This is a genomic window from Brevibacillus sp. GCM10020057 (assembly GCF_042683565.1).
In the GTDB taxonomy this organism is placed as follows: domain Bacteria; phylum Bacillota; class Bacilli; order Brevibacillales; family Brevibacillaceae; genus Brevibacillus.
Genome location: NZ_JBHUJW010000043.1, coordinates 329132 through 352214 on the forward strand (window position 1 = coordinate 329132; position 23083 = coordinate 352214).

24 protein-coding genes are annotated in these 23083 nt (G+C 52.2%); all 24 read left to right on the forward strand.

Annotated features, from left to right (window positions below; all coding sequences use genetic code 11):
* Positions 1-24: 24 nt before the first annotated feature.
* Positions 25-927 (forward strand): succinate--CoA ligase subunit alpha, encoded by a 903-nt coding sequence (gene sucD, locus ACFSO0_RS15265; protein ID WP_376881655.1) that lies wholly within the window; start codon positions 25-27, stop codon positions 925-927.
* 131 nt (positions 928-1058) lie between these two features.
* Positions 1059-2153 carry a DNA-processing protein DprA gene (dprA, locus tag ACFSO0_RS15270; RefSeq protein ID WP_376881656.1) on the forward strand — a complete coding sequence of 365 codons (1095 nt, stop codon included), beginning with the start codon at positions 1059-1061 and terminating at the stop codon, positions 2151-2153.
* A gap of 98 nt (positions 2154-2251) precedes the next feature.
* Positions 2252-4330 carry a type I DNA topoisomerase gene (topA, locus tag ACFSO0_RS15275; protein ID WP_376881658.1) on the forward strand — a complete coding sequence of 693 codons (2079 nt, stop codon included), beginning with the start codon at positions 2252-2254 and terminating at the stop codon, positions 4328-4330.
* A gap of 30 nt (positions 4331-4360) precedes the next feature.
* Complete coding sequence (gene trmFO, locus ACFSO0_RS15280) at positions 4361-5674, forward strand: FADH(2)-oxidizing methylenetetrahydrofolate--tRNA-(uracil(54)-C(5))-methyltransferase TrmFO (RefSeq protein WP_376881659.1); 1314 nt, start codon at positions 4361-4363, stop codon at positions 5672-5674.
* A 61-nt stretch (positions 5675-5735) separates the two neighbouring features.
* The gene (gene xerC, locus ACFSO0_RS15285) at positions 5736-6677 is read left to right on the forward strand and encodes a tyrosine recombinase XerC (protein ID WP_376881660.1); all 942 of its coding nucleotides are present in this window, start codon (positions 5736-5738) and stop codon (positions 6675-6677) included.
* 17 nt (positions 6678-6694) lie between these two features.
* Entirely contained in the window at positions 6695-7237 is a 543-nt protein-coding gene (gene hslV, locus ACFSO0_RS15290; RefSeq protein WP_376881661.1) for an ATP-dependent protease subunit HslV, read from the forward strand.
* Between the two features lie 20 nt (positions 7238-7257).
* Positions 7258-8652 carry an ATP-dependent protease ATPase subunit HslU gene (gene hslU, locus ACFSO0_RS15295; protein WP_376881663.1) on the forward strand — a complete coding sequence of 465 codons (1395 nt, stop codon included), beginning with the start codon at positions 7258-7260 and terminating at the stop codon, positions 8650-8652.
* A gap of 41 nt (positions 8653-8693) precedes the next feature.
* The gene (gene codY / locus ACFSO0_RS15300; protein ID WP_376881664.1) at positions 8694-9473 is read left to right on the forward strand and encodes a GTP-sensing pleiotropic transcriptional regulator CodY; all 780 of its coding nucleotides are present in this window, start codon (positions 8694-8696) and stop codon (positions 9471-9473) included.
* Positions 9474-9842: 369 nt separating this feature from the next.
* Positions 9843-10256, forward strand: a complete 414-nt coding sequence (gene flgB / locus ACFSO0_RS15305) for a flagellar basal body rod protein FlgB (RefSeq protein WP_376881665.1) — start codon at positions 9843-9845, stop codon at positions 10254-10256.
* Between the two features lie 3 nt (positions 10257-10259).
* Positions 10260-10718 (forward strand): flagellar basal body rod protein FlgC, encoded by a 459-nt coding sequence (flgC, locus tag ACFSO0_RS15310; protein WP_376881667.1) that lies wholly within the window; start codon positions 10260-10262, stop codon positions 10716-10718.
* An 18-nt stretch (positions 10719-10736) separates the two neighbouring features.
* A complete protein-coding gene (gene fliE / locus ACFSO0_RS15315; RefSeq protein WP_376881669.1) occupies positions 10737-11036 on the forward strand; it encodes a flagellar hook-basal body complex protein FliE in 300 nt (99 codons plus the stop codon).
* Positions 11037-11067: 31 nt separating this feature from the next.
* Positions 11068-12648 carry a flagellar basal-body MS-ring/collar protein FliF gene (gene fliF, locus ACFSO0_RS15320; protein WP_376881671.1) on the forward strand — a complete coding sequence of 527 codons (1581 nt, stop codon included), beginning with the start codon at positions 11068-11070 and terminating at the stop codon, positions 12646-12648.
* Positions 12649-12660: 12 nt separating this feature from the next.
* Entirely contained in the window at positions 12661-13674 is a 1014-nt protein-coding gene (gene fliG / locus ACFSO0_RS15325; protein WP_376881672.1) for a flagellar motor switch protein FliG, read from the forward strand.
* Positions 13658-14476 carry a flagellar assembly protein FliH gene (fliH, locus tag ACFSO0_RS15330; protein WP_376881673.1) on the forward strand — a complete coding sequence of 273 codons (819 nt, stop codon included), beginning with the start codon at positions 13658-13660 and terminating at the stop codon, positions 14474-14476. The genes fliG and fliH overlap by 17 nt, the downstream gene beginning before the upstream one ends.
* The gene (gene fliI, locus ACFSO0_RS15335) at positions 14473-15792 is read left to right on the forward strand and encodes a flagellar protein export ATPase FliI (RefSeq protein ID WP_376881675.1); all 1320 of its coding nucleotides are present in this window, start codon (positions 14473-14475) and stop codon (positions 15790-15792) included. The genes fliH and fliI overlap by 4 nt, the downstream gene beginning before the upstream one ends.
* Position 15793: 1 nt before the next feature.
* A complete protein-coding gene (fliJ, locus tag ACFSO0_RS15340) occupies positions 15794-16240 on the forward strand; it encodes a flagellar export protein FliJ (protein ID WP_376881676.1) in 447 nt (148 codons plus the stop codon).
* Between the two features lie 12 nt (positions 16241-16252).
* Positions 16253-17164 (forward strand): MotE family protein, encoded by a 912-nt coding sequence (locus tag ACFSO0_RS15345; protein WP_376881678.1) that lies wholly within the window; start codon positions 16253-16255, stop codon positions 17162-17164.
* A 65-nt stretch (positions 17165-17229) separates the two neighbouring features.
* Entirely contained in the window at positions 17230-18582 is a 1353-nt protein-coding gene (locus tag ACFSO0_RS15350; protein ID WP_376881679.1) for a flagellar hook-length control protein FliK, read from the forward strand.
* A gap of 25 nt (positions 18583-18607) precedes the next feature.
* Positions 18608-19003: a TIGR02530 family flagellar biosynthesis protein gene (locus ACFSO0_RS15355; protein WP_376881680.1), complete on the forward strand. Its 396-nt coding sequence runs from the start codon at positions 18608-18610 to the stop codon at positions 19001-19003.
* 97 nt (positions 19004-19100) lie between these two features.
* Positions 19101-19922, forward strand: coding sequence for a flagellar basal body rod protein FlgG (gene flgG / locus ACFSO0_RS15360; RefSeq protein ID WP_376881682.1), 822 nt, complete (start codon positions 19101-19103; stop codon positions 19920-19922).
* 73 nt (positions 19923-19995) lie between these two features.
* Positions 19996-20217 carry a flagellar FlbD family protein gene (locus ACFSO0_RS15365; RefSeq protein WP_376881684.1) on the forward strand — a complete coding sequence of 74 codons (222 nt, stop codon included), beginning with the start codon at positions 19996-19998 and terminating at the stop codon, positions 20215-20217.
* Between the two features lie 14 nt (positions 20218-20231).
* A complete protein-coding gene (locus ACFSO0_RS15370) occupies positions 20232-20687 on the forward strand; it encodes a flagellar basal body-associated FliL family protein (protein WP_376881686.1) in 456 nt (151 codons plus the stop codon).
* Between the two features lie 39 nt (positions 20688-20726).
* Complete coding sequence (gene fliM, locus ACFSO0_RS15375; protein WP_376881687.1) at positions 20727-21722, forward strand: flagellar motor switch protein FliM; 996 nt, start codon at positions 20727-20729, stop codon at positions 21720-21722.
* Positions 21715-23082 (forward strand): flagellar motor switch phosphatase FliY, encoded by a 1368-nt coding sequence (gene fliY, locus ACFSO0_RS15380; RefSeq protein ID WP_376881689.1) that lies wholly within the window; start codon positions 21715-21717, stop codon positions 23080-23082. Before fliM ends, fliY begins: the two co-directional genes overlap by 8 nt.
* Position 23083: the final 1 nt, after the last annotated feature.

The window sequence follows — 23083 nt, forward strand, 5'->3', positions numbered from 1 at the left end:
AAAAAAAGGTGGGAAAAATACGCGATGAGTATTCTCGTTAATAAAAATACAAAAGTCATTACACAAGGGATTACGGGTGCAACTGGTCTGTTCCACACTCGCGGAGCCGTTGAATACGGTACACAAATGGTGGGCGGTGTAACACCTGGTAAAGGCGGCACCGAAGTTGACGGTATTCCGATTTTCAATACGGTAGCAGAAGCAGTCGAAAAAACTGGCGCGAATGCGTCCGTTATCTACGTAGCTCCTCCTTTCGCAGCTGACGCGATCATGGAAGCGGTAGACGCTGAACTGGATCTGGTAATCTGCATCACCGAAGGTATCCCGGTTCTGGACATGGTCAAAGTAAAACGCTACATGGAAGGCAAGAAAACCAAGCTGATCGGTCCAAACTGCCCTGGCGTCATCACTCCGGGCGAGTGCAAAATCGGTATCATGCCTGGCTACATCCATACCCCGGGTAAAGTGGGTATCGTATCCCGCTCCGGTACCTTGACTTATGAAGCGGTACACCAAACTTCCACTCGCGGCATTGGCCAATCCACTGCTGTCGGTATCGGTGGAGACCCTGTAAAAGGGATGGAATTCATCGACGTCCTGAAAATGTTCAACGAAGACCCGGATACCGAAGCTGTTATCATGATCGGTGAAATCGGCGGTACGGCTGAAGAAGAAGCAGCTGAATGGATCGCTGCAAACATGAAAAAACCGGTAGTAGGCTTCATCGGCGGACAAACTGCGCCTCCAGGAAAACGCATGGGCCATGCTGGTGCGATCATCTCCGGCGGTAAAGGTACTGCTGCTGAAAAAATCGCGAAGCTCGAAGCATGCGGTGTGCGCGTAGCGAAAACACCTGCTGTGATTGGCGAAACACTCGTTGAGGTGCTGAAAGAACGCGGCATGCTCGACAAAGTGATGAGCAAATAAGCCTGATTGGAACGAAAAGGCGGACAAGCTGCGACTTGTCTGCCTTTTCTTTTTGAACGCCCTGCTGTCTTTCGCTACAATAGCTCTCGAAACTGCCTGTGTATGGGCGGCAAAGGAAGGCGATGGAAGACATGCAGGAAAGAGACTGGCTGTACGTGTTGAGCCTGGTCCCCGGATTGGGAAGGAAACGGATTCGCAGCTTGTACGAAAGGTACGGATCTTTTGCGGACGCTGTAAAGGACTGGCCGTCGCTGGAAAGAGCGTGGAAGCTTCCGGCGAAGGTATCCGAGCAAATTTGCCAACATATAAAGGAAGAAAAAGCGCGAATTCTTGTCGAACAAAGGGAGAAAAACAGCTGCCAATATCTTTGCTTTTTTGACAGCGACTACCCGGACCAGTTGCGTCACATCCCCGATTTTCCGCTCGTCCTCTTCTGCAAGGGGGATACTGCCTTGCTGCATCAACCCTCCATCGGCGTTGTAGGCTCACGCAAGCCTACTCCGTACGGTAGAGCATGCTGTGCCCATCTGGTCAAGGAACTGGCGCAGCACGGGCTAGTGATCGTATCCGGGCTGGCGCAAGGGATCGACGGCGAAGCGCATCAGAGCGCTTTGCAGGCGGGAGGCAAGACCGTGGGGGTCCTTGGATGCGGGATCGATCAAGTCTATCCTGCGGGTCACCGCGCATTGTACCGGAAAATAGAGTCTTTGGGCCTACTTGTTTCCGAATATCCGCCAGGCACACCGCCTTTGCCGGGGCTGTTTCCGGAGCGTAACCGGATTATCAGCGGGCTTTGTCTGGGGATCGTAGTGGTGGAGGGAGCGGAAAAGAGCGGGTCGTTAGTGACGGCCGATTGTGCCCTCGAGCAAGGGAGAGATGTTTTTGCGGTTCCTGGCTCGATTTTTTCATCTGTGAGCGCAGGCCCGCATAACTTGATCAAACAAGGTGCAAAGCTAGTAACATCAAGTGCTGATGTGCTTGAGGAATGGAGCCATCTGCTGCCGATCCGGGAAGCGGCATGCACGCGTGCTGACGTGGCGGAGGAAACGCTCGATGAGTGGGAAAGGGCCGTTCTGGAAGCCGTGACTCCCGAGGGTACTCATCAGGACGAATTGACGGTTCGACTCTCTCCGGAGGCAAGGCCAATGTTGCATCGAAGTCTTTTGCAGCTGGAAGCAAAAGGAAAGATTGTCTGCCTGCCTGGTGGGTATTTTGCAAAGCGGTAAGGCTACTTCCTTCTCCCTAACTCCTTGTGAGTGTTTGACAAATCGGATAAGCATATTTAATAATAGGGAAGATTCATTACGAGAAGGGGAGGAAAAAAATGGCTGACACGCTCGTTATCGTAGAATCCCCTGCGAAAGCGAAAACCATCGGAAAATATCTGGGCAGCAAATACATTGTCAAAGCATCGATGGGTCATGTGCGCGATCTCCCGAAAAGCCAAACGGGTGTAGACGTTTCACGCGGCTTTGAACCCAAATACATAACGATTCGCGGCAAGGGCGATATTCTGAAGTCGCTGAAGGATGCCGCCAAAAAAGTGAAGAAAGTCTATCTGGCGGCCGACCCGGATCGCGAAGGGGAAGCAATCGCCTGGCATCTGGCGCAGTACCTGGGGCTGGATTTGAACCAGCCGCTGCGCGTCGTCTTTAATGAAATTACGAAGGATGCCATCAAGGAAGCCTTCAAACATCCGCGCCATATCAACATGGATCTGGTGAACGCCCAGCAGGCGCGCCGTATTCTGGACCGATTGGTAGGGTACAACATCAGCCCGATCCTGTGGAAAAAAGTGCGCAAAGGATTGAGTGCCGGCCGCGTGCAATCGGTCACGGTCAAGCTCATCATGGACCGCGAACGGGAAATTCAGCAGTTCATTCCGGAAGAATACTGGACGATCTCAAGTAAGCTGATCAGCAACGGAAAAGTATTTGAAGCGAAGTTTTACGGCTATGGGGAAGAGAAGGCGGAGCTGAAGTCCGAGGCGGACGTTCAGGAAGTATACAAGCGGATGGCAGGTCAGCCGTACGTCGTGCAAAAGGTGACCAAGCGCGAGCGAAAGCGCAATCCTGCGCCGCCGTTCACCACCAGCTCGCTGCAGCAGGAAGCCGCTCGCAAGCTGAACTTCCGCACCGCCAAGACTATGCGCATCGCCCAGGAGCTGTATGAGGGGATTGACGTAGGCGGCAAGGAAGGTGCGGTCGGTTTGATTACATACATGCGCACCGACTCGACCCGCATTTCCGCGACAGCTCAGGAGGAAGCCAAAGAATACATACGGGAAAAATTTGGCGAGGAGTACATCTTGTCCGAGCCGCGCGCACAAGCGAAAAATGAAAATGCGCAGGACGCCCACGAAGCAATCCGGCCGACAGCGGTCATGCGTACACCGGATGAAATCAAAGAGTTTTTGTCTCGGGACCAGCTGCGTCTCTACCGGCTGATTTGGGAGCGTTTCCTCGCCAGCCAGATGTCTTCCGCCGTGCTCGATACAATGAGTGTCGACATTGCTGCGGGCGAGGCGACCTTCCGTGCGACCGGTTCCAAGGTCAAGTTCCCCGGATTTATGAAGGTGTACATCGAAGGGAGCGATGACGGAACCGAAGAGGAGAGCTTCCTGCCCCCGATCGAGGAAGGGCAGGTTTTGGAACAGCAAGCGATCGAGCCGACCCAGCATTTCACGCAGCCGCCGCCGCGGTACTCCGAGGCGCGACTGGTGAAGACGCTGGAAGAGCTGGGCATCGGTCGGCCCTCTACATACGCACCTACACTGGAAACCGTCCAGAAGCGCGGATACGTCGCACTCGAAGAGAAACGCTTCGTGCCAACCGAGCTGGGTGAAATCGTCATCACGCTGATGGAAGAATTTTTTCCGGAGATTCTGGATGTGGAATTTACCGCCCACATGGAAAGCGACCTCGACAGTATCGAAGAAGGTGTCGCCAATTGGGTAGAAGTTCTGGATGCGTTTTACGCCGACTTTGCCAAGCGGGTAGCCTTCGCCGAAGAAGAAATGAAAGAGGTCGAGCTGAAGGATGAGGAATCGGACGAGAATTGTGAGCTGTGCGGCCGCGTCATGGTCTACAAGCTTGGCCGTTTCGGCAAGTTTCTCGCCTGCTCCGGATTCCCCGAGTGCCGCAATACCAAGCCAATTGTCAAAGAAACGGGAGTAGAATGCCCGCAATGTGAAACTGGAAAGATTATCGAACGTAAATCTAAGAAGAGCCGTATTTTTTACGGTTGCAACCGATATCCGGAGTGCGATTTTGTTTCGTGGGACAAACCGATTGCCAGACCTTGCCCGAAATGCTCCAGCATGCTGGTAGAAAAGAAACGCAAGAAGCAAGGCGTGAGTGTCGTTTGTACCAAATGCGACTACCAGGAAGAAGCAGATTCATGATCAGATTTCAAAGCTTGGAGGACTACCATCATGACACAACAGACGATCACCGTTGTGGGCGCCGGGCTGGCAGGAAGTGAAGCCGCCTGGCAAATCGCCCAGGCCGGTGTTCCCGTGAAGCTATACGAAATGCGCCCCAAAACACAGACACCGGCTCACCATACAGACAAGTTCGCCGAGCTGGTGTGCAGCAATTCATTGCGCGCCAATTCGCTGACGAACGCCGTGGGAGTATTAAAAGAGGAAATGCGTCGGTTGAACTCGGTCATCATCCGTGCAGCTGACCGTTGTGCCGTTCCTGCGGGCGGTGCGCTGGCGGTGGATCGCCACGAATTTTCGGAGTACGTCACAGAAGCGGTGCGCAACCATCCGTTGGTCGAAGTCGTCACGGAAGAAATCACGGAAATTCCGGAAGGGGTCGTTGTCATCGCGACTGGCCCTCTCACTTCGCCGGCCCTGTCTGAAAAACTGCGGGAGCTGACGGGAGAAGAGTACCTGTACTTTTACGACGCGGCTGCCCCCATCGTGGAAAAGGACTCCATCGACATGGAGAAAGTGTTCGTCGCGTCGCGTTACGACAAAGGAGAGGCGGCGTACCTGAACTGCCCGATGTCCGAAGAAGAATTCAACCGCTTCTACGAAGAGCTGATCGCAGCGGAAGCCGCCCCGCTCAAGGAATTTGAGAAAGAAGTGTTCTTTGAAGGCTGCATGCCGATTGAAGTGATGGCCAAGCGGGGACGCCAGACCATGTTGTTTGGCCCATTGAAGCCGGTAGGTCTGATTGATCCGCGAACAGGCAAAAAGCCTTATGCTGTGGTGCAGCTTCGCCAGGACAATGGTGCCGCAACCTTGTACAACATCGTAGGTTTTCAGACTCATTTGAAATGGCCGGAGCAAAAACGCGTGTTTTCCCTGATCCCTGGATTGGAAAACTGCGAGATTGTGCGATACGGCGTCATGCACCGAAATACGTTTATCAACTCGCCCAAACTGCTGAAACCGACGTATCAGTATAAAGAACGCGAGACGTTGTTCTTTGCTGGACAGATGACCGGTGTCGAAGGCTACGTCGAGTCGGCCGCCTCGGGATTGCTTGCGGGTCTGAATGCAGCCCGGCTGGTCAAAGGAGAAGATTTGCTGATCCTCCCTCCGGAGACAGTCATGGGAAGTATGGCAAACTATATTACGACAGCAGATCCGAAGCATTTTCAGCCGATGAATGCGAACTTCGGACTTGTTCCGGAGTTGCCTGTGAGGATTCGCAACAAGCGGGAGAAGAACGAAAAACTCGCTGAACGAGCGCTAGATACAATTCAGAATTTTACACAAGAAAGACACAATTAACGTTGTAATCCGAATTTCTACTGTGGTACTATATAGATGCTTCGAGGAGAGTGCATCCCACATGGACATTTCGCAACAGAACTCTGCGGAAATTGCGATGTTTACCCGATATTTGCAAGTCGAAAAGAACGCCTCTCCTCACACGGTGAAGCAGTATGTGGCAGATATCCGCGAATTTGTCGCTTTTATGGAACAGCACCAAATCACCGTATTTGCTGCTGTTTCTTATTTGCATGGCCGTTCCTTCCTCGCACAACTGGCGAAAAAAGGACTCTCCAGGCGAAGCATCGCCCGCAAGCTCTCCAGCTTGCGCAGCCTGTACCGCTTTTTGATGCGCGAAGGCCGACTAGAACAAAATCCATTCCAACTCGTTTCGACTCCAAAAATGGAGAAGAAACTTCCTACTTTTTTGTATCCACAAGAGGTTCAATCATTTTTTGATCTGCCGGATCTCTCCACTCCGCTTGGAATCAGGGATCGGCTGATTTTTGAACTGTTGTACGCAAGCGGCATTCGTGTCTCGGAGTTGGTCACGCTCACGAAAGATGCAGTCAATCCGAGTATGGGTGTCGCGCTCGTTTTCGGAAAAGGGGCAAAGGAGCGTTATGTGCCCGTAGGAAGTTATGCATGCGAGGTTCTTCAGCAATACCTGGAGTATGCCAGACCCAAACTGCTCGCTGGTAACGAAGAACATGGATATCTAGTAGTCAATTACCGTGGTGAACCGTTAACCGATCGCAGTGTTCGCCGCGTGATCGACAAATACGTAGAGACATACGCTCTCCACCTTCACGTGTCGCCGCACACGTTTCGTCATACATTTGCTACCCATATGCTCAATGGTGGGGCCGATCTGCGCACCGTCCAGGAACTGCTCGGGCATGTAAATATATCGACGACGCAAGTGTACACGCACGTGACCAAGGAGAGGCTCCGCCATGTATACGACACCGCACATCCGCGTGCCCACACGCGTGATACCGGTTCCACCAATCGGACGTAAAACGGGAGGAATCAGTCATGGAACAGTTTCATGCCACAACGATCTTTGCCATACAACATAACGGGGCTGTAGCGATGGCAGGTGATGGTCAGGTCACCTTTGGCAACAGCATGGTCATGAAGCATGGTGCAAAAAAAGTAAGGCGGCTGTATCGCGGAGAAGTCCTGGCAGGCTTCGCCGGGTCCGTAGCGGATGCCATTACGCTGTTTGAGAAGTTCGAGGGCAAGCTGGAGGAGTATCACGGCAACTTGCAAAGGGCTGCTGTCGAGCTGGCAAAAGAATGGCGCATGGATAAAGTTTTACGTCGCCTCGAAGCGATGATGATTGTGCTTAACAAAGACCACCTGCTCCTTATATCTGGCAACGGCGAAATTATCGAACCGGATGACGGGATACTGGCCATCGGTTCCGGTGGCAGTTTTGCGCTGGCTGCCGGACGGGCGCTGAAAAAATATGCCCCGCATCTGAGCGCGCGAGAAATTGCCGAAGCATCTCTTCTTACGGCTGCGGAAATATGCGTATTCACGAACACCAACCTGGTTGTCGATGAACTGAATTGAGCATAAGGGAGGACGTTTCCGTGTTGAATCTTGAGCAATTAACCCCGCGTAAGATTGTAGAGCATCTGGACAAATACATCGTCGGGCAAGCGCAAGCCAAGAAAGCCATCGCCGTTGCCCTGCGCAACCGTTATCGCCGCAGCCGTTTGCCGGAACACATGATCGAAGAAGTCGTACCGAAAAATATATTGATGATTGGACCTACTGGTGTCGGCAAGACGGAAATTGCCCGTCGGATCGCGAAGCTGACAGGTGCGCCGTTCATCAAGGTAGAAGCTACGAAATTTACGGAAGTGGGCTACGTAGGCAGGGACGTAGAGTCCATGGTTCGGGATCTGGTCGAGGCTTCGATTCGTACCGTCAAGCAGGAGAAGATGGAAGCGGTCAAGGAAAAGGCAGAGACGCTCGCCAACGAAGCGATCGTCAACGTGCTTGTCCCAGGCCGGAAACAGCAAAGTTCGTTCAAAAACCCGCTGGAGATGCTCTTTGGCGGACAGCAGCAGAACTCCTCATCCAACGATCCGGAAGACGCCTCTATTGAGCAAAAGCGCAGGCAGGTTGCATGGCAGCTGGCAAACGGGCAGCTGGAAGAACAGATGATCGAGATTGATGTGGAAGATCAGTCACCGACGATGTTTGACATGTTCCAGGTTCCGGGTACAGAACAAATGGGGATGCAAATGCAGGATATGCTCGGCAGCCTGTTGCCAAAGCGGACGAAGAAGCGAAAATTGCGAATAAAAGAAGCGCGAAAGGTATTAACTCAGCAAGAAGCGCAAAAACTGGTGGATATGGACGAAGTGACACAGGAGTCAATCCGTCGCGCCGAGAATCACGGCATTATCTTTATTGACGAGATTGACAAGATTGCCGGAAAGGATGGCCGCGGCCCGGATGTGTCCCGCGAAGGCGTGCAACGCGATATTTTGCCGATCGTGGAAGGGTCTACGGTAATGACCAAGTACGGGCCAGTGAAAACGGATTACGTCCTGTTTATAGCAGCCGGTGCCTTTCACATGGCGAAGCCGTCCGATCTGATTCCGGAATTGCAGGGACGCTTTCCGATCCGGGTCGAACTGACCAGCCTTCTTGTAGAAGATTTCGTGCGCATTTTAACAGAGCCGAAAAATGCTCTGCTGAAGCAGTATATCGCGCTTTTGGAAACGGAAGGAATCCGGGTAGAATTTACGCCGGATGCCATCCAGGAGATCGCCCGCCTGGCAGCAGAGGTCAACCAAAGCACAGACAATATCGGTGCGCGACGTCTGCACACGATTTTGGAGAAGCTGCTGGAGGATTTGTCCTTTGAGGCGCCGGATATCCACCTGGAAGTCGTGCAAATCACCCCCGAATACGTTCAGCAAAAACTGGGGACGATCGCGGGTAACAAAGATTTGAGTCGATATATTTTGTAAAGAACCGTATCGCATCACGCATACATTGGGAGGAAATCGAGATGGATCTACTGTCAAAAACTAGAAGAATTAACCGCATGTTGCAAAAATCTGCAGGGCATGCCGTCAATTTCAATGAAATGGCGCAAGTGCTGAGTGACGTGATTGAGGCGAACACATTCGTAGTCAGCCGCAAAGGCAAGCTGCTCGGCTTTGCCATTTACCAGGAGATGGACAATGAGCGCATCCGCAAAATGCTGGAAGAGCGCCGTTTTCCGGAAGAATACAGCCAAGGCCTGCTGAAAGTGGAAGAAACCTCGGCTAACCTGGATGTAGACAGCCCTTATACGATCTTCCCTGTAGAAATGAAGGAAGTATTCCGCACTGGCTGGACGACGCTCGTTCCGATCATGGGCGGCGGAGATCGCCTGGGTACGCTGATTCTGGGCCGCATCAACAACCAATTTGTCGATGACGATCTGATCCTGGCAGAGGTAGGGGCGACAGTAGTAGGCATGGAAATCTTGCGCGAGCGTTCGGAAGCGATCGAAGAAGAAGCCCGCAGCAAGGCAGTCGTCCAGATGGCGATCGGCTCCCTGTCGTACAGCGAGTTGGAAGCAGTGGAGCACATCTTTGAAGAGCTCGAAGGCAAAGAAGGTTTGCTTGTCGCGTCGAAAATTGCTGACCGCGTAGGGATTACCCGCTCTGTAATCGTAAACGCGCTGCGCAAACTGGAAAGTGCCGGGGTTATCGAGTCCCGTTCACTCGGTATGAAAGGAACCTTCATCAAAATATTGAACGAAAAATTGTTGCCAGAATTGGATAAATTGAAAACCTCCTAAACTTGCGCGGCAAAAAAGGGCAGATTGCTAAACAAAAGGCGTAGCACGATTAAGTGCTGCGCCTTTTGTTGTAGGACTAAATGCCTAATTTTTGGGATGCTTTCCGCACTATGGTCAAATACACTGCATGATTATTGACTTGTATTCTTTCTAATTTATGTCATTTTCCCATAAAAAATTGTTAAAACAAGTAAAAAAACAGGAAAGACCAGCCATTTAGTCCCATTGAATCATTTTGAAAATCATCATGAAAAGGGGCTTTTTTCGATATGTCAGTTTTGCTATGATGGACGTATCATAGATGTCGAATCTGGAAGAAATATCGTGCTTTGCGAAAGTATTTGGAAAAAAATGACGGGGTGAACGAAGATGCTGGGAAGCTACCATATGCAGGTCCTTGAGAGATCAATGGCCGCTGCAAACCTTAGACACAGGACGATTGCGAACAACTTGGCCAACATAGATACCCCACATTTCAAGAGCCAGCAAGTGGTTTTTGAACAATATTTGCAGCAGGAATTAAATGGTGTACTAGGAAATCAGCAACTGGAAGCCTATCGCACCAATCCAAAGCACATTCCGTTTGCAAATTCCGGCAGTATCGCAATGCCGCAGATCGTCTCCAATCCGAACAACTATGTGCAAAATAACGGGAACGATGTCGATCTGGAGGCAGAAGAAACCGAGCTCGCGAAAAACCAGATTTGGTACAGTGGCTTGACGCAATTGACGGCAGGAGCTTACCAAAAAATCCGTAGCGCTATTGACGGTGGAGGGAAATAGAGTATGAGTCTCTTTCAGGGGATCAACACGAGTGCCTCAGCGCTCACAGCCAATCGGCTGCGTCTGGATACAATCGCTTCCAACATTGCAAACGCAGAAACGACCAGAGCTAACTTCGTAAATGGAGTCTGGCAACCATACAAGCGGAAAATGGTAGAATTATCTCCCCAATCCGGCGAATCGTTTGACAATCTGTTGCAAGCAGCAGTAGGAAACATTACCGGCAAGAGCGGAGGCCAAGGGGTGCGTGTAACGGCCATCAAGGAAGACGAGACTCCGTTCAAACGGGTATACGATCCGAGCCATCCGGATGCAGACAAGGACGGATATGTGCTGATGCCCAATGTGGACGTGATGAAGGAAATGGTGGACATGATTTCCGCTTCCCGATCTTACGAGGCGAACGTGACTGTTTTGAATGCAACGAAAAGCATGATGATGAAAGCCTTGGAAATCAAATAAAAGGGGAGGCGATAATCGATGGATGTTCAATCACTTTCACAGTTTAGCCCCATTCAGACGACAGGGGTGAGTAAGGCACCGACACCGGCGCAAGTAACGAAAGACTTCGGAGCGTATCTGTCGGATGCGTTGAACGAAGTCAATCAGGCGCAGGTGGAGTCGGCGATTCTGGGAGACAAGTTCGCAGCAGGGCAAATTGACAGCATCGACCAGGTAATGGTCGCAAATTTGAAAGCTACGAATATGTTGCAGATGACCTTACAGGTACGAAACAAGGTGATCGAGTCCTATCAAGAAATCATGCGAATGTCGATATGATTTGTTGTTGGTATCCTGTGAGAGGTGAATCATGAACGAGCGTGTAGCAGTAATCAGAGAAAGGCTTACGTCAAAATGGAACCAGTTTTCCAAAAATCAGAAATGGATGATTGCAGGAATTACCTTGTTTCTGCTCATCTCGCTTGGTTTATACATATACATCGCGGCCCAGCCAGTGTACACACCGTTATACAATCAAAGGCTGAGTGAGCAAGAAATCGGAACAATCAAACAAGAGCTGGAAAGCCAAAAAATCCCCTACAGGATTACGGGCAACGGGACAAGCATCGAAGTCCCCGAAAAAATGGCGCAGGATGTCATCGTAGACTTGGCAGCAAAGGGGATTCCGAGCGAAGCGGGGTTCAACTCTGAGATTTTTTCCAATACGCTTGGCGTGACAGACCGCCAGTTTGACGTCATGAAGAAAGAAGCCTTGCAGCAAGAACTGCGGAAGCTTTTGGAGAAAGTGAAAGGCGTACGCAACGCGCAGGTCATGATCACGCTGCCGGAGGAAAGCCACTGGGTAACCGAAACACCAGATACGGCGACGGCTTCTGTGATTGTCGACGTAGAACCTGGCACGACATTGGACCAGAAACAGATCAATTCCTTGTATCTGCTCGTTTCGCGCAGTGTTCCGAAGCTGCCGATGGATGCGATCACCATTACGGACCAATACTCCAATCCGTTGGAGCGCTCCGATACGAATGAGGACGAAGGGTCACTGAGCAGTTTCAAGCAACAAGAGCAGATTAAGGCCGAAGTTGAAAAAAGTATACAGCAAAACCTGTACAACCTGCTCGGTACGATCATGGGCAGAGACAAGGTAATCGTCCATACGTTTATCAAAATGAACTTTGACAAGGAAAACCGCGTAGAAAATCTCGTGGAAGCACCGGACAAAGAAAATAACGAAGGACTTATTATTTCATCTCAAAAGTTGTCAAAAACATACACTGGACAAGGTTCTCCTCCTGGTGGCATCGCCGGAACCGCTGACAGCAGCGTCCCGAGCTATCCAGGGAGCAATCCCCAGGGAAGCAACAGCAACTACGAAGAACTGAACGATACGATCAACCGTGAAGTGAACCGCATTACCAGAAATGTGACGCTCAGCCCGTACAAGATCGAGGATATGACCATCAACGTCGGGGTAGAACCTCCAACTGGCGGCACTTTGGACGAAGCGACAGTCGAAAGCATCAAGCAAGTGTTGCGCAACGTCGTTCGCGTGACTTTGAGCAACCAGGGAGTCGAACTGACGCAGGAGGAACTGGACAAGCATATTTCGGTACTGCCGCGTACGTTCTCTGGTAAAGTGGCGGCTGAAGACTCCAGTTCGCTTAGCCCAGCCGTTCTTTGGACAGTCGGCGGCATTGCAGTTTTGGCACTCGCAGCAGTTGCCTTCCTCGTACTGCGCAGACGCAACCAGGCGAAACAGCAGCTGGAAGAAACAGAGTTGCTCTCGCAGGTACAACCTTCGGAAATCCCTGATCTGATCTATCAAGAGGATGGCGATCAGGTCGTAGTCAGGAAGCAGCTGGAAAAATTGGCGCGCAGCAAGCCGGATGAATTCGTTGTGCTGCTTCGTACCTGGCTAGCAGAAGATTAAGGAGTGAATCGTATGGCTCGCGGCGCTAAAGAGTTGACCGGAAGACAGAAGGCCGCTATTCTTCTAATTTCGCTCGGGCCGGAAATCTCCGCCCAGGTGTTCAAGCACTTGCGAGAAGATGAGATCGAGCAGCTGACATTGGAAATTGCCAATGTACGGAAAGTAGATAATGATGAAAAAGATAAAATTTTAGCTGAATTTCATCAAATAGCGGTAGCCAAAGAAGTCATTTCGCAGGGCGGTATTACGTACGCCAAGGAAATTTTGCAAAAGGCGCTGGGCGAGACGAAAGCGATGGATATTATCAACCGTCTGACGGCCAATTTGCAAGTTCGGCCTTTCGATTTTGCTAGAAAAGCAGATCCGGGTCAAATCCTTAACTTCATTCAAAACGAGCATCCACAGACAATCGCGTTGGTTCTGTCCTACCTGGAGGCCCAGCAGGCAGCCATGATCTTGTCCGCGTTGCCTCAAGAGCGGCAGGCCGAGGTGGCGAAGCGCATTGCGATGATGGACAGCACATCACCGGAAGTGATCGCGCAAGTCGAGCAGGTACTCGAGCAGAAGCTGTCGGCTACAGTCACACAGGATTATACACAGGCTGGCGGAATCGAGGCAATCGTTGCTGTACTCAATGGTGTCGACCGGGGAACCGAGCGCACGATTCTGGATTCCTTGGAAATTCAGGACCCCGAGTTGGCGGAAGAAATCAAGAAGCGCATGTTCGTATTTGAAGACATTGCAACTTTGGACAATCGTTCCATCCAGCGTGTCATTCGGGACGTGGAGAACGCCGATCTCCAGCTTGCTCTCAAAGTGGCAAGCGAGGAAGTGCGCGAAGTCATTTTCCGCAACATGTCCAAACGGATGGCCGATACCTTCAAGGAAGAAATGGAATTTATGGGGCCAGTCCGACTTCGCGACGTCGAAGAAGCACAATCCCGTATCGTTGCCATTATCCGTCGCCTAGAGGAGGCTGGTGAGATCATCATCGCTCGCGGTGGAGGAGATGATATCATTGTCTAGGATCATCAAGGCCTCTTTTTACCAGCCTTCTGACGATTCTGTGCTCCTTGCGGTAACGCCTGCACCACAAAAGACGGAAGTAACCTCCGAAAGGTTGCAAGAAAATCAAAAAATTTTACATCAAGCCGAAGAAGAGGCGAAAATCATCCTGCAGGATGCGGAAGAAACAGCGCAAAAAATATTGCAGCAAGCGTCCGAACAAGCGGAACAAATGAAGCGGCAGGCGATGGCAGAAATCGAGCAATGGTGGAAGCAAAAAAACAGCGAGGCGGAAGCGATGTTTCAGCAAGTACGCGAGCAAGCATCCAGCGAAGGACATGATTCCGGCTACGAAGCGGGCAAACAGCTCGCGTATGAGGAAGAGACGAGCGCGCTGGAAAAAGCGCGTGCGATTCTGGAACAGGCTTACAGGGAGAAAGAGCAGATCATTGCAGAGGCGGAGCCATTTCTTGTGGAACTGAGCATGGATGTCGCCAGAAAAGTGATCACCGCAGAACTGCAGCATTCTCCCGAGCAAGTGCTGGAGCTGGCGCGGAAAGTGCTTCGCCGCTCACGGGTGCATGGCACGATCACGGTCTGTGTGAACCACCGGTACTTTGACTATGTGCAGGAGCATCGGGCACAGCTGCTGGAGCTGTTGGACGGTCAGGCAGAAGTGTCGATCTATCCGGACTACACGGTTCAGGACGGCGGCTGTGTAATCCGGACGCCGCTTGGAAGCGTAGACGCGAGGGTCGATACCCAACTGGCCGAGATCAAACAAGCGCTGCTGGAGATTGCGCGAGGAAGTGATGCGCCATGAGCATGCTGGATCTTGCAAAATACAAGCAGGCTTTGCTCGGCCTTGATCCCATGCGCGTGAATGGAAAAGTAACGCAGGTAGTCGGGCTGACCATCGAGTCGCAGGGACCGGAAGTGAAATTGGGAGAGATTTGTCACTTGTACCCGAGCAACAGCGTAGAGCCGCTCATCGCGGAGGTCGTCGGCTTTCGGGAAAACAAGGTGCTGCTGATGCCGTTGGGAGAGCTGACAGACATCGGTCCCGGCTGCGATGTGGTGGCGACGGGACGTTCGTTGGAAGTAAAGGTGGGGCCTGAAATTCTCGGGTCGATCTTAGATGGACTCGGCCGTCCGTTCAAGGGAGCCCTGCCGCTCGGACTGGCAAGCTATCCGACCAACAACATGCCGCCAAATCCGATTCTCCGCCCGCGTATTCAAGAACCGCTTAGTGTCGGTGTTCGCGCGATTGATGGCTTGCTTACAATCGGAAAAGGACAGCGGGTCGGCATCTTTGCCGGTTCCGGTGTCGGAAAGAGTACCCTGATGGGGATGATTGCCCGCAATACGACGGCGGATATCAACGTGATCGGACTGATCGGAGAGCGCGGCCGGGAAGTCATGGAGTTTATTGAAAGAGATCTGGGGGAAGAAGGACTAAAGAGATCGGTGGTCGTGGTTGCGACCTCGGATCAGCCCGCCATGATCCGGATCAAGGGAGCCATGATCGCCACATCGATCGCAGAATACTTCCGTGATCGAGGGATGAATGTGATGCTGATGATGGACTCTGTCACGCGTTTCGCCATGGCGCAGCGGGAAGTCGGTCTCGCGATTGGTGAGCCGCCGGCGACCCGGGGCTATACGCCTTCGGTGTTCGCGATGCTGCCCAGGCTCATGGAACGGGCAGGAACGGCAGATCGGGGCAGTATTACCGCTTTTTACACGGTGCTGGTAGACTCGGATGACATGAACGATCCGATCGCCGACGCCGCGCGCGGTATTTTGGACGGGCACATTGTGCTCGATCGGAAAATTGCCCAGAAAGGACATTTTCCTGCAATCGACGTATTGGCCAGTGTCAGCCGGGTCATGAATGAAATCGCCAGCGATCAGCATCTGGAGGCAGCGCGGCAGCTGAAGCGCTATCTGGCTACCTATAACGATGCGGAAGATCTCATTAACATCGGCGCATACAAGCCGGGAACGAATCGGGAAATTGACGCTGCCATTCGCTATCGCGACGTGATCCGAGACTTTACGGCACAAGGGGTACATGAGCCATCCACCCTGCCAGGTGCCGTGAAAGCATTGACTGCACATTTCGGAGGAGTGAGCTAATGTGAAAGTGTTCCAGTTTCATCTCCAAAAGGTTCTGGATCTGAAAGAAAAGGAGAAGGAACAGGCAGAGTGGGCATTCGGAAAATCGGTTCAGCGCAAGAACGAAGAAGAATGGAAGCTGTATCGCTTGCATGAGCGCCATGACGAAATGAGCCTTCTCATTCAGGAAGCGCAAACGCAAACCTGCAGCGCTGCCCAGCTCATTCAGATCACGCAGTACAAGCAGTCCGTCGAACGGTCGATCCAGAACCAGAAACGCACGCTGCAAGGGTGCGAGCGGGATGTGGAACGTTGCCAGTCCCATTTGACGGAAAGGATGAAAGAATCCCAGCTTTGGCAGCGGCTGCGGGACAAATTCCACACGCAGTACATGGATGCGGAAAGAATGAGGGAACAAAAAGAGTTGGACGAGATCGGCACCCAGCTCTATCTTCGTCGAAGCAACTGAGGGAGGTACCAAATGGAAGAAATCCAGGAAGAACGGGAGTACGGCAGGTGGGAATGGTTTTTTTACATGATTGTCATTCCGGCGCTGTTTGCCAGCCTCCTCGGCGGTGTGCTCCTCAGTCTGTTAGGGGTCAACGTGCTAGGGAATGTTCTCCATTGGGCCAGCACCGTACCATATGTGGAGAAACTGGTCCCGGACAAATACGCAGCAGCTCCCGGATCTGATCCAAAAGAAGAATTGACCAAGCAGGTATCCACGCTGCAGAACGAGCATCTGAAAAGTCAGCAAGCTTTGTCTTCATTAAAAGATGAAACGGCCAAAAAGGATTCAACGATACAGGCGCTGGAAAAGCAGGTAGAGGATCTGAAAAAGCAGCTGGAAGACAAACGCACCTCTGAGGAGGAGCGTCAGCAGCAATTTGCGGATCTGGCCAAGGTCTACACGACCATGTCACCGAAAAACGCGGCTGCCATCATTGAAAACTTGAGCCTGGAGGAATCGGTTGCTGTCATGACCAAAATGAAGCCGAACCAACGGGCAGACATTCTCGCGAAGATGGACCCGAAGAAGGCGGCAGACATTTCGATCATGCTGAAAGACTCCGTGGTCAACAAGGATGACGATATCGCGGCCTTGCAGCAACGATTGCAAGTGCTGACCAACGCATTGAGCGAGAATCGTAATGGCTTGTCCGGCACTGGAGGAACGAAGGAATCGCTGATCAATTCGTTTGCACAGATGCCGCCAGCAGATTCGGCGGCCGTTATCCGCTCGTTGATGCTGACGAACAAGGCGCAGGCCATCTCGATTTTGTCGGCCATGCCCGAAGACAAACGGGCGCTGACACTTGCAGCAATCGCCGAGGAAGACAAAAAGAAAGACGATAACATGGCGGCGCGCATTACGGAAGCGTTGCTTCGATAACAGACAGTGAGAGCTGTGCTGCTATCGTTTCCATAGCAACAAAAACAATCAGGGAGGTGAATGAGATGAATGTGACAGCCGTGACCACACCGACCGGAGCATCTGGCACCGTAACGGCGAACGCAGGAACTGTCGCCGGCGGAGCAGGAATCGGCGATCTGTTCTCCATGCAGTTGGTCCAGGCGTTGCAGACCTTGCCGACAGCACCGGCTGCTGAGGAGGCAGCGCTTCCATTGCCGGGAGCATCTGTTGCCGTAACGGCGAATACAGGCACTACGGCTGGCGAAGGAGAAATCGGCGACCTGTCCCTTTTGCAATTGGTTCAGGCATTGCAGACCTTGCCGACGGCCGACGAGGCGGCACAAGCACCGGAAGGATTGCGCGGTGAAGATCTGGACGCGCTGCAGGATGTGATGATGCTGCTCGCGCAGATGATGGCATCCGGTCAAAGCTTGCCGCAGGATTTGGCACCTGTGCTGGAAGAAAAAGCGGGGGTGGTCCATCAACTGCTGCAAAAGGTGCAGGCACAGTTTCCGCAAGCGACGGAAGACTGGAAACAGCTTCTGATGAAACTGGCTGACGGTGAGCCTGCGACGGTCGAAGTGCAGAAGCTGTCTGCTATGCTCGAAGACCTGAAAGGCCAAATGGGTGTGCAGGAGCATGCCAGGAAAAAAACGCTGCTGCTCCGCTCTGATGTGATTACGAGTGGCAACAGCCTGCGGCAGGATGCAAGCAAGAACATCCAGCAGCTGCGCTTCCATCAAGGTCTGTCTGCATATAAGGCCGAAGCTGGCATTCCGTCTCAAACCGTACAGCCTTCTTCGCAGGGCGCGGGATTGAATCATCAGGAAGCCAAGGAAGACAGCGGAATGCCGTTTGTTGCCGTACAAGGCCCGGCAGCGTCCGGTACCCAGGTGCAAACCAATCCGACGCTTCCCCAGCCAACGGTACAGACGCATCAGGTTCATGCCAACCAGCTGACTAAGCAAGTTACACAGCTTTTTGTGAAGCAGATGAAGCTGACGCAAGTAAATGGCTTGCACGAGGCCAAGCTGATCCTGAACCCGCAATCCCTGGGCAAAGTCGATGTGACGATCACCTCGCACAATGGTGTCATTACCGCGCACTTCTCGGCGGAGACACAGGCTGGCAAGGACCTGCTGGACAACCAGTTGCCGCAGTTGCGAGCTGCATTGACCCAGCAAGGCTTGCAGGTAGACCGTCTCGAAGTGAACCAGCAGCAGGAAGTGAACTTTGGCTTCCAAGAGCAGCGTGAACAGGCGAGACAACAGCAAGAGCAAAATCGCAAGCGCGACCAGCAGGAAGAGCAGGAATTTGTACTGGAAGCCTTGGTGGACAGCAATGAATCGAAAGAATCGTTATGGAATCGCCTGCGTGGCATCGACGATATCGTCTAGGAACGGAATATAAGGAGGAAACACGATGAACCCATCTCGTGTGACGCAAACTTACTTCCCTCCGAGAACGAATCATGTCACCAATACTGCTGCCCTGACTTCTCACGTAAGCGGCAAACCGTTTCAACAGTATTTGACGGAATCACTGAATGCTCCGGCGAAGAGCAGGCCGCTCAGCATGAGCCAGCACGCCGTCAACCGACTGAAGGAGCGGGGGATTACACTCGATGCTCCGCAAATGGAGCGTCTGGAAACAGCCGTGAACAAGGCTGCTTCCAAAGGAGCCAAGGAATCTCTCATATTGATGGATAATGTGGCCTACGTCGTGAGCATCGTCAATCGGAAGATCATTACCGCTGTCGACGATGGAAGCATGAGGGACAATGTGTTTACCAATATCGATAGTGCGATCTTCGTGTAATGAGTGCAGCAAGGGCTGGACCTCACGGAGGGAGCCCGGCGGTTACCGATCGACAGAGGTAATCGCATTGAAGATCGAGTAGAGGAGGAAACAGGTTATGCTTCGTTCCATGTACTCCGGTATTTCCGGATTGCGCGGTTTCCAGACCAAGATGGACGTGATTGGAAACAACATCGCAAACGTGAATACCGTCGGCTTTAAAAAGGGCCGGGTTATGTTTCAAGATATTTTGAGCCAAAACATTCAGGGGGCAAGTGCTTCCAGCGATGGAGGCGGAAAAGGCGGAACGAACCCGATGCAGGTCGGTCTCGGTACGTCGATTGGCTCCATCGACACGGTGTTTTCCGCAGGAAGCCCGATGACGACGAACCTTCCGACGGATTTGTCCATTGAAGGTGATGCGTTTTTCATGGTATCTCCTGATGACGGGACTACGATCTACTACACGCGGGCAGGTAACTTTACTCGCGACTCCCAAGGTTTCCTGGTGAATTCGCAAGGAATGAAGCTGCTCAATTCCGATGGAGGGCCGATTCAGATCAGCCAGGCTGACAACATCGTATCGTACTCCATCGGCAAGGACGGCGTGATTACGACTGTGGATGACACGGGCGCGCTCGCTACCGACAATACAATCGGGCTGATGACGTTCAACAACCCTGGTGGTCTGAAGAAAGTGGGCAACTCGTTGTATGAGAACACGGTCAACGCTGGACCGCGTGATGAGGACCCGAACACACCGACCACTGCTACTGACGCAAAAGTAAGCATCATTTCAGGTCAGCTGGAAATGTCCAACGTAGACTTGTCCGAAGAGTTTACCGAGATGATCGTGGCGCAGCGCGGCTTCCAGGCCAACTCCCGCATCATTACGACTTCCGACACATTGCTGGAAGAACTGGTTAATCTGAAACGCTAAGGCTTGGCGGAATAGATGAGCACGGGGAAGAGCATTTGCTCCTCCCCCTGCCATCCGCCGAAAGGAGCAGCCGATGATCAAACTGACACGTTTTAACGGCTCCGTTTTTTATCTGAATATCACACATATCGAGACGGTAGAGGCTACTCCCGATACAGTGATTACTTTGTTCAACGACAGGAAATACATCGTCAAAGATTCGGCAGAGTCAATCGCTGAACGTGTTTTTGCCTTTTATCAGAACGTTCAACCGGCACGCAGCGCACCGAAGCTGCCGGACGAAGCAAATGAATAGCGGGAGGCTTTGCGATGTTTCAAAATCGGTTGTTTAATATGGCTCTAATTATTATCATCGCGATTTCGCTACTGGGAGTAATATCGTTCGTGCTCTGGCAGACGTATCTCTCTCCGACCGCACAGACGGCAAGCAGCGCAGGAAAAGAAGTGGAACCTTTGTCTGCAAAGGAAATGCAGGAGTATTCCGTAGATACGGGAGAAATCACCACCAACCTGTTGACCAACAACTATATCATTGTTCGTTTTACGATCACCGCAGACAGCAGTGACGGGAAAGCAGAACTGGAACAACGTCTGCCGCAAATCAATCAGATCATCATCAAGACGTTGGCGGGACTGACTCCGGAAGATATCAAAGGAACGGAAGGCGTCGACAAACTGGAAGCCAAAATTATGAATGAAATCAGCGCCCTGATGCAGGAAGGCAAGATCGTCCAAGTAGTGACGACCAAACGCGTCTTGTCTTAGGCCGCGATGAACGTATACATAGCAAGGAGGTGACGATATATGGCCGAGGTTCTCTCACAGAGTGAGATTGATGCCTTGTTGGCTGCTCTCTCATCCGGGGAGATGGATGCCAACGAGCTGAAAAAAGAAGAGACTGAGCGCAAAGTAAAAGTATATGACTTTAAACGGGCACTGCGTTTTTCCAAGGACCAGATTCGCGGTCTGACACGCATTCATGAAAACTATGCGCGGTTGTTGACGACGTATTTTTCTGCTCAGCTCCGTACCTTCGTGCAAATTACGGTTGCCTCCGTCGATCAATTGCCGTATGACGAGTTTATTCGTTCCATTCCCAAAATGACCATTCTCAACATCTTTGAAGCGCCTCCGCTGGAAGGGCGCATGGTTCTGGAAGTGAACCCGAACATCGCCTACACCATGCTCGATCGTCTCCTGGGGGGCCAGGGGGCGATACCGGAAAAGATGGGAGCCCTTACGGAAATTGAGACAACGGTGATGGAACGTGTTTTCGGCAAAGCGTTGGATACATTCCACGAGGCATGGAAGCAAATCATTGAGCTCGATCCGTACCAGGAAGGGCTGGAGATGAATCCGCAATTCATGCAAATTGTCTCGCCGAACGAGATCGTCGTGGTCATTTCGTTCAGCACCAAAATCGGCGACACCACAGGGATGATCAACCTGTGCTTGCCGCACGTGGTGCTGGAACCGATCATGACGAAGCTGTCTGGACAGTATTGGTTTTCCAAACAGAAAAAGACGCGCGATGAAGAAGAACGGCTGCGCGTAGAGGAACGGGTGAAGACAGCCAAGTTGCCGATTATCGCGGAGATGGGAACGGCCACGATATCGGTAAGAGATTTCCTCCAGCTTCAAAAAGGCGATGTCATCCAGCTGGATCAGTCATTGGACAATAAGCTCAAAATCAAAATTGGAAATCAACTGAAGTTTCTGGGGCAGCCGGGAACACTCAAAGGCAAGGTTGCCATTCAGATTGATGAAGTCATAGAGGAGGGGGAGGAGCACAATGAGTAGAGATATGCTTTCTCAGGACGAAATTGACGCGCTGCTTCGCGCAAACAACCTGGTCGAAGATGAAGAGGAAGCGGGTACAGCTGCCACACAGGATGTCGCCGATTTTCTCTCCCCGTTCGAGCAAGATGCTCTCGGGGAAATCGGCAACATTTCTTTCGGCAGCGCCGCAACGGCACTCTCCACCTTGCTGAGCAAAAAAGTGGACATTACGACCCCTACTGTGTCGGTCGTCAACGTGGATGAACTGGAAAGTGAATTCCCGATTCCGCACGTAGCCGTACACGTGGAATATACGGACGGCTTCAAAGGAATCAATCTCCTCGTAATCCGAATGGAAGACGCAGCAGTGATTGCCGACCTGATGATGGGGGGAGAAGGGCGACCGGAAAATACCGAACTGTCTGAACTGCATATCAGCGCGGTACAAGAAGCGATGAACCAGATGATGGGTTCTGCCGCGACCTCGATGTCGACGATCTTCAACCAGTTCATCAACATCACTCCCCCCGGTATTGATGTGATGGATTTGGCGCAGGGCAAGGGTGGAGACAGCTTTTCGGAAGACGACGGTCCGCTCGTGAAAGTTTCGTTCCGCCTGAAGGTAGGCGAGCAAGGAGAACTGATCGACTCCAATATCATGCAACTGTTGCCTCTGTCGTTTGCGAAGAAGATGATCGACAGACTGGTCGGAGGCACAGAAGAAGAAGTAGCAGCTGCTGCCGTGGCAGTCGAGAAACCGGGCAGCCCGCCTGTTACCCAGTCTGCCGCCCAGCAGACAGCCGCGTCCGCACCTGCACAGCCAGCGTCGGCGCATGTGCCGCCAGCAGCTCCGCAAGCAGAGCCGCAGCAGCCGCCGATGGGCTATCCACCGTATCCGATGCATGGGCAGCCGATGGGCTACCCAGGCCAGCCAGTTTATCCGGACCCATACGCCCAATATGCGATGCCGCCAGGATACTCGCCGTATCCGCCAGCTTATGCAGCGCCGCCTGCGGCTCCGCAGACACCCCAACATTTTGGCAGCCCTGCCGGAAGCCAGGCAAACGTGAGACCAGCTCAGTTTGCGCCGTTTGGTAGTGCTCCCATGTTTGCCGGGGAAGAGCAAAACTTGAATCTGCTTCTCGACATTCCGCTGCAAGTGACAGTCGAACTCGGACGCACCAAGAAATTGATCAAAGAAATCCTTGACTTGTCTGCCGGTTCAATTATACAGTTGGACAAGCTGGCTGGTGAGCACGTAGACATCCTGGTAAACAACAAGCTGATTGCCAAGGGCGAGGTAGTCGTCATCGACGAAAACTTCGGCGTTCGTGTCACCGATATCATCAGTCAGTTCGATCGTGTTCAAAAATTGCAATAAC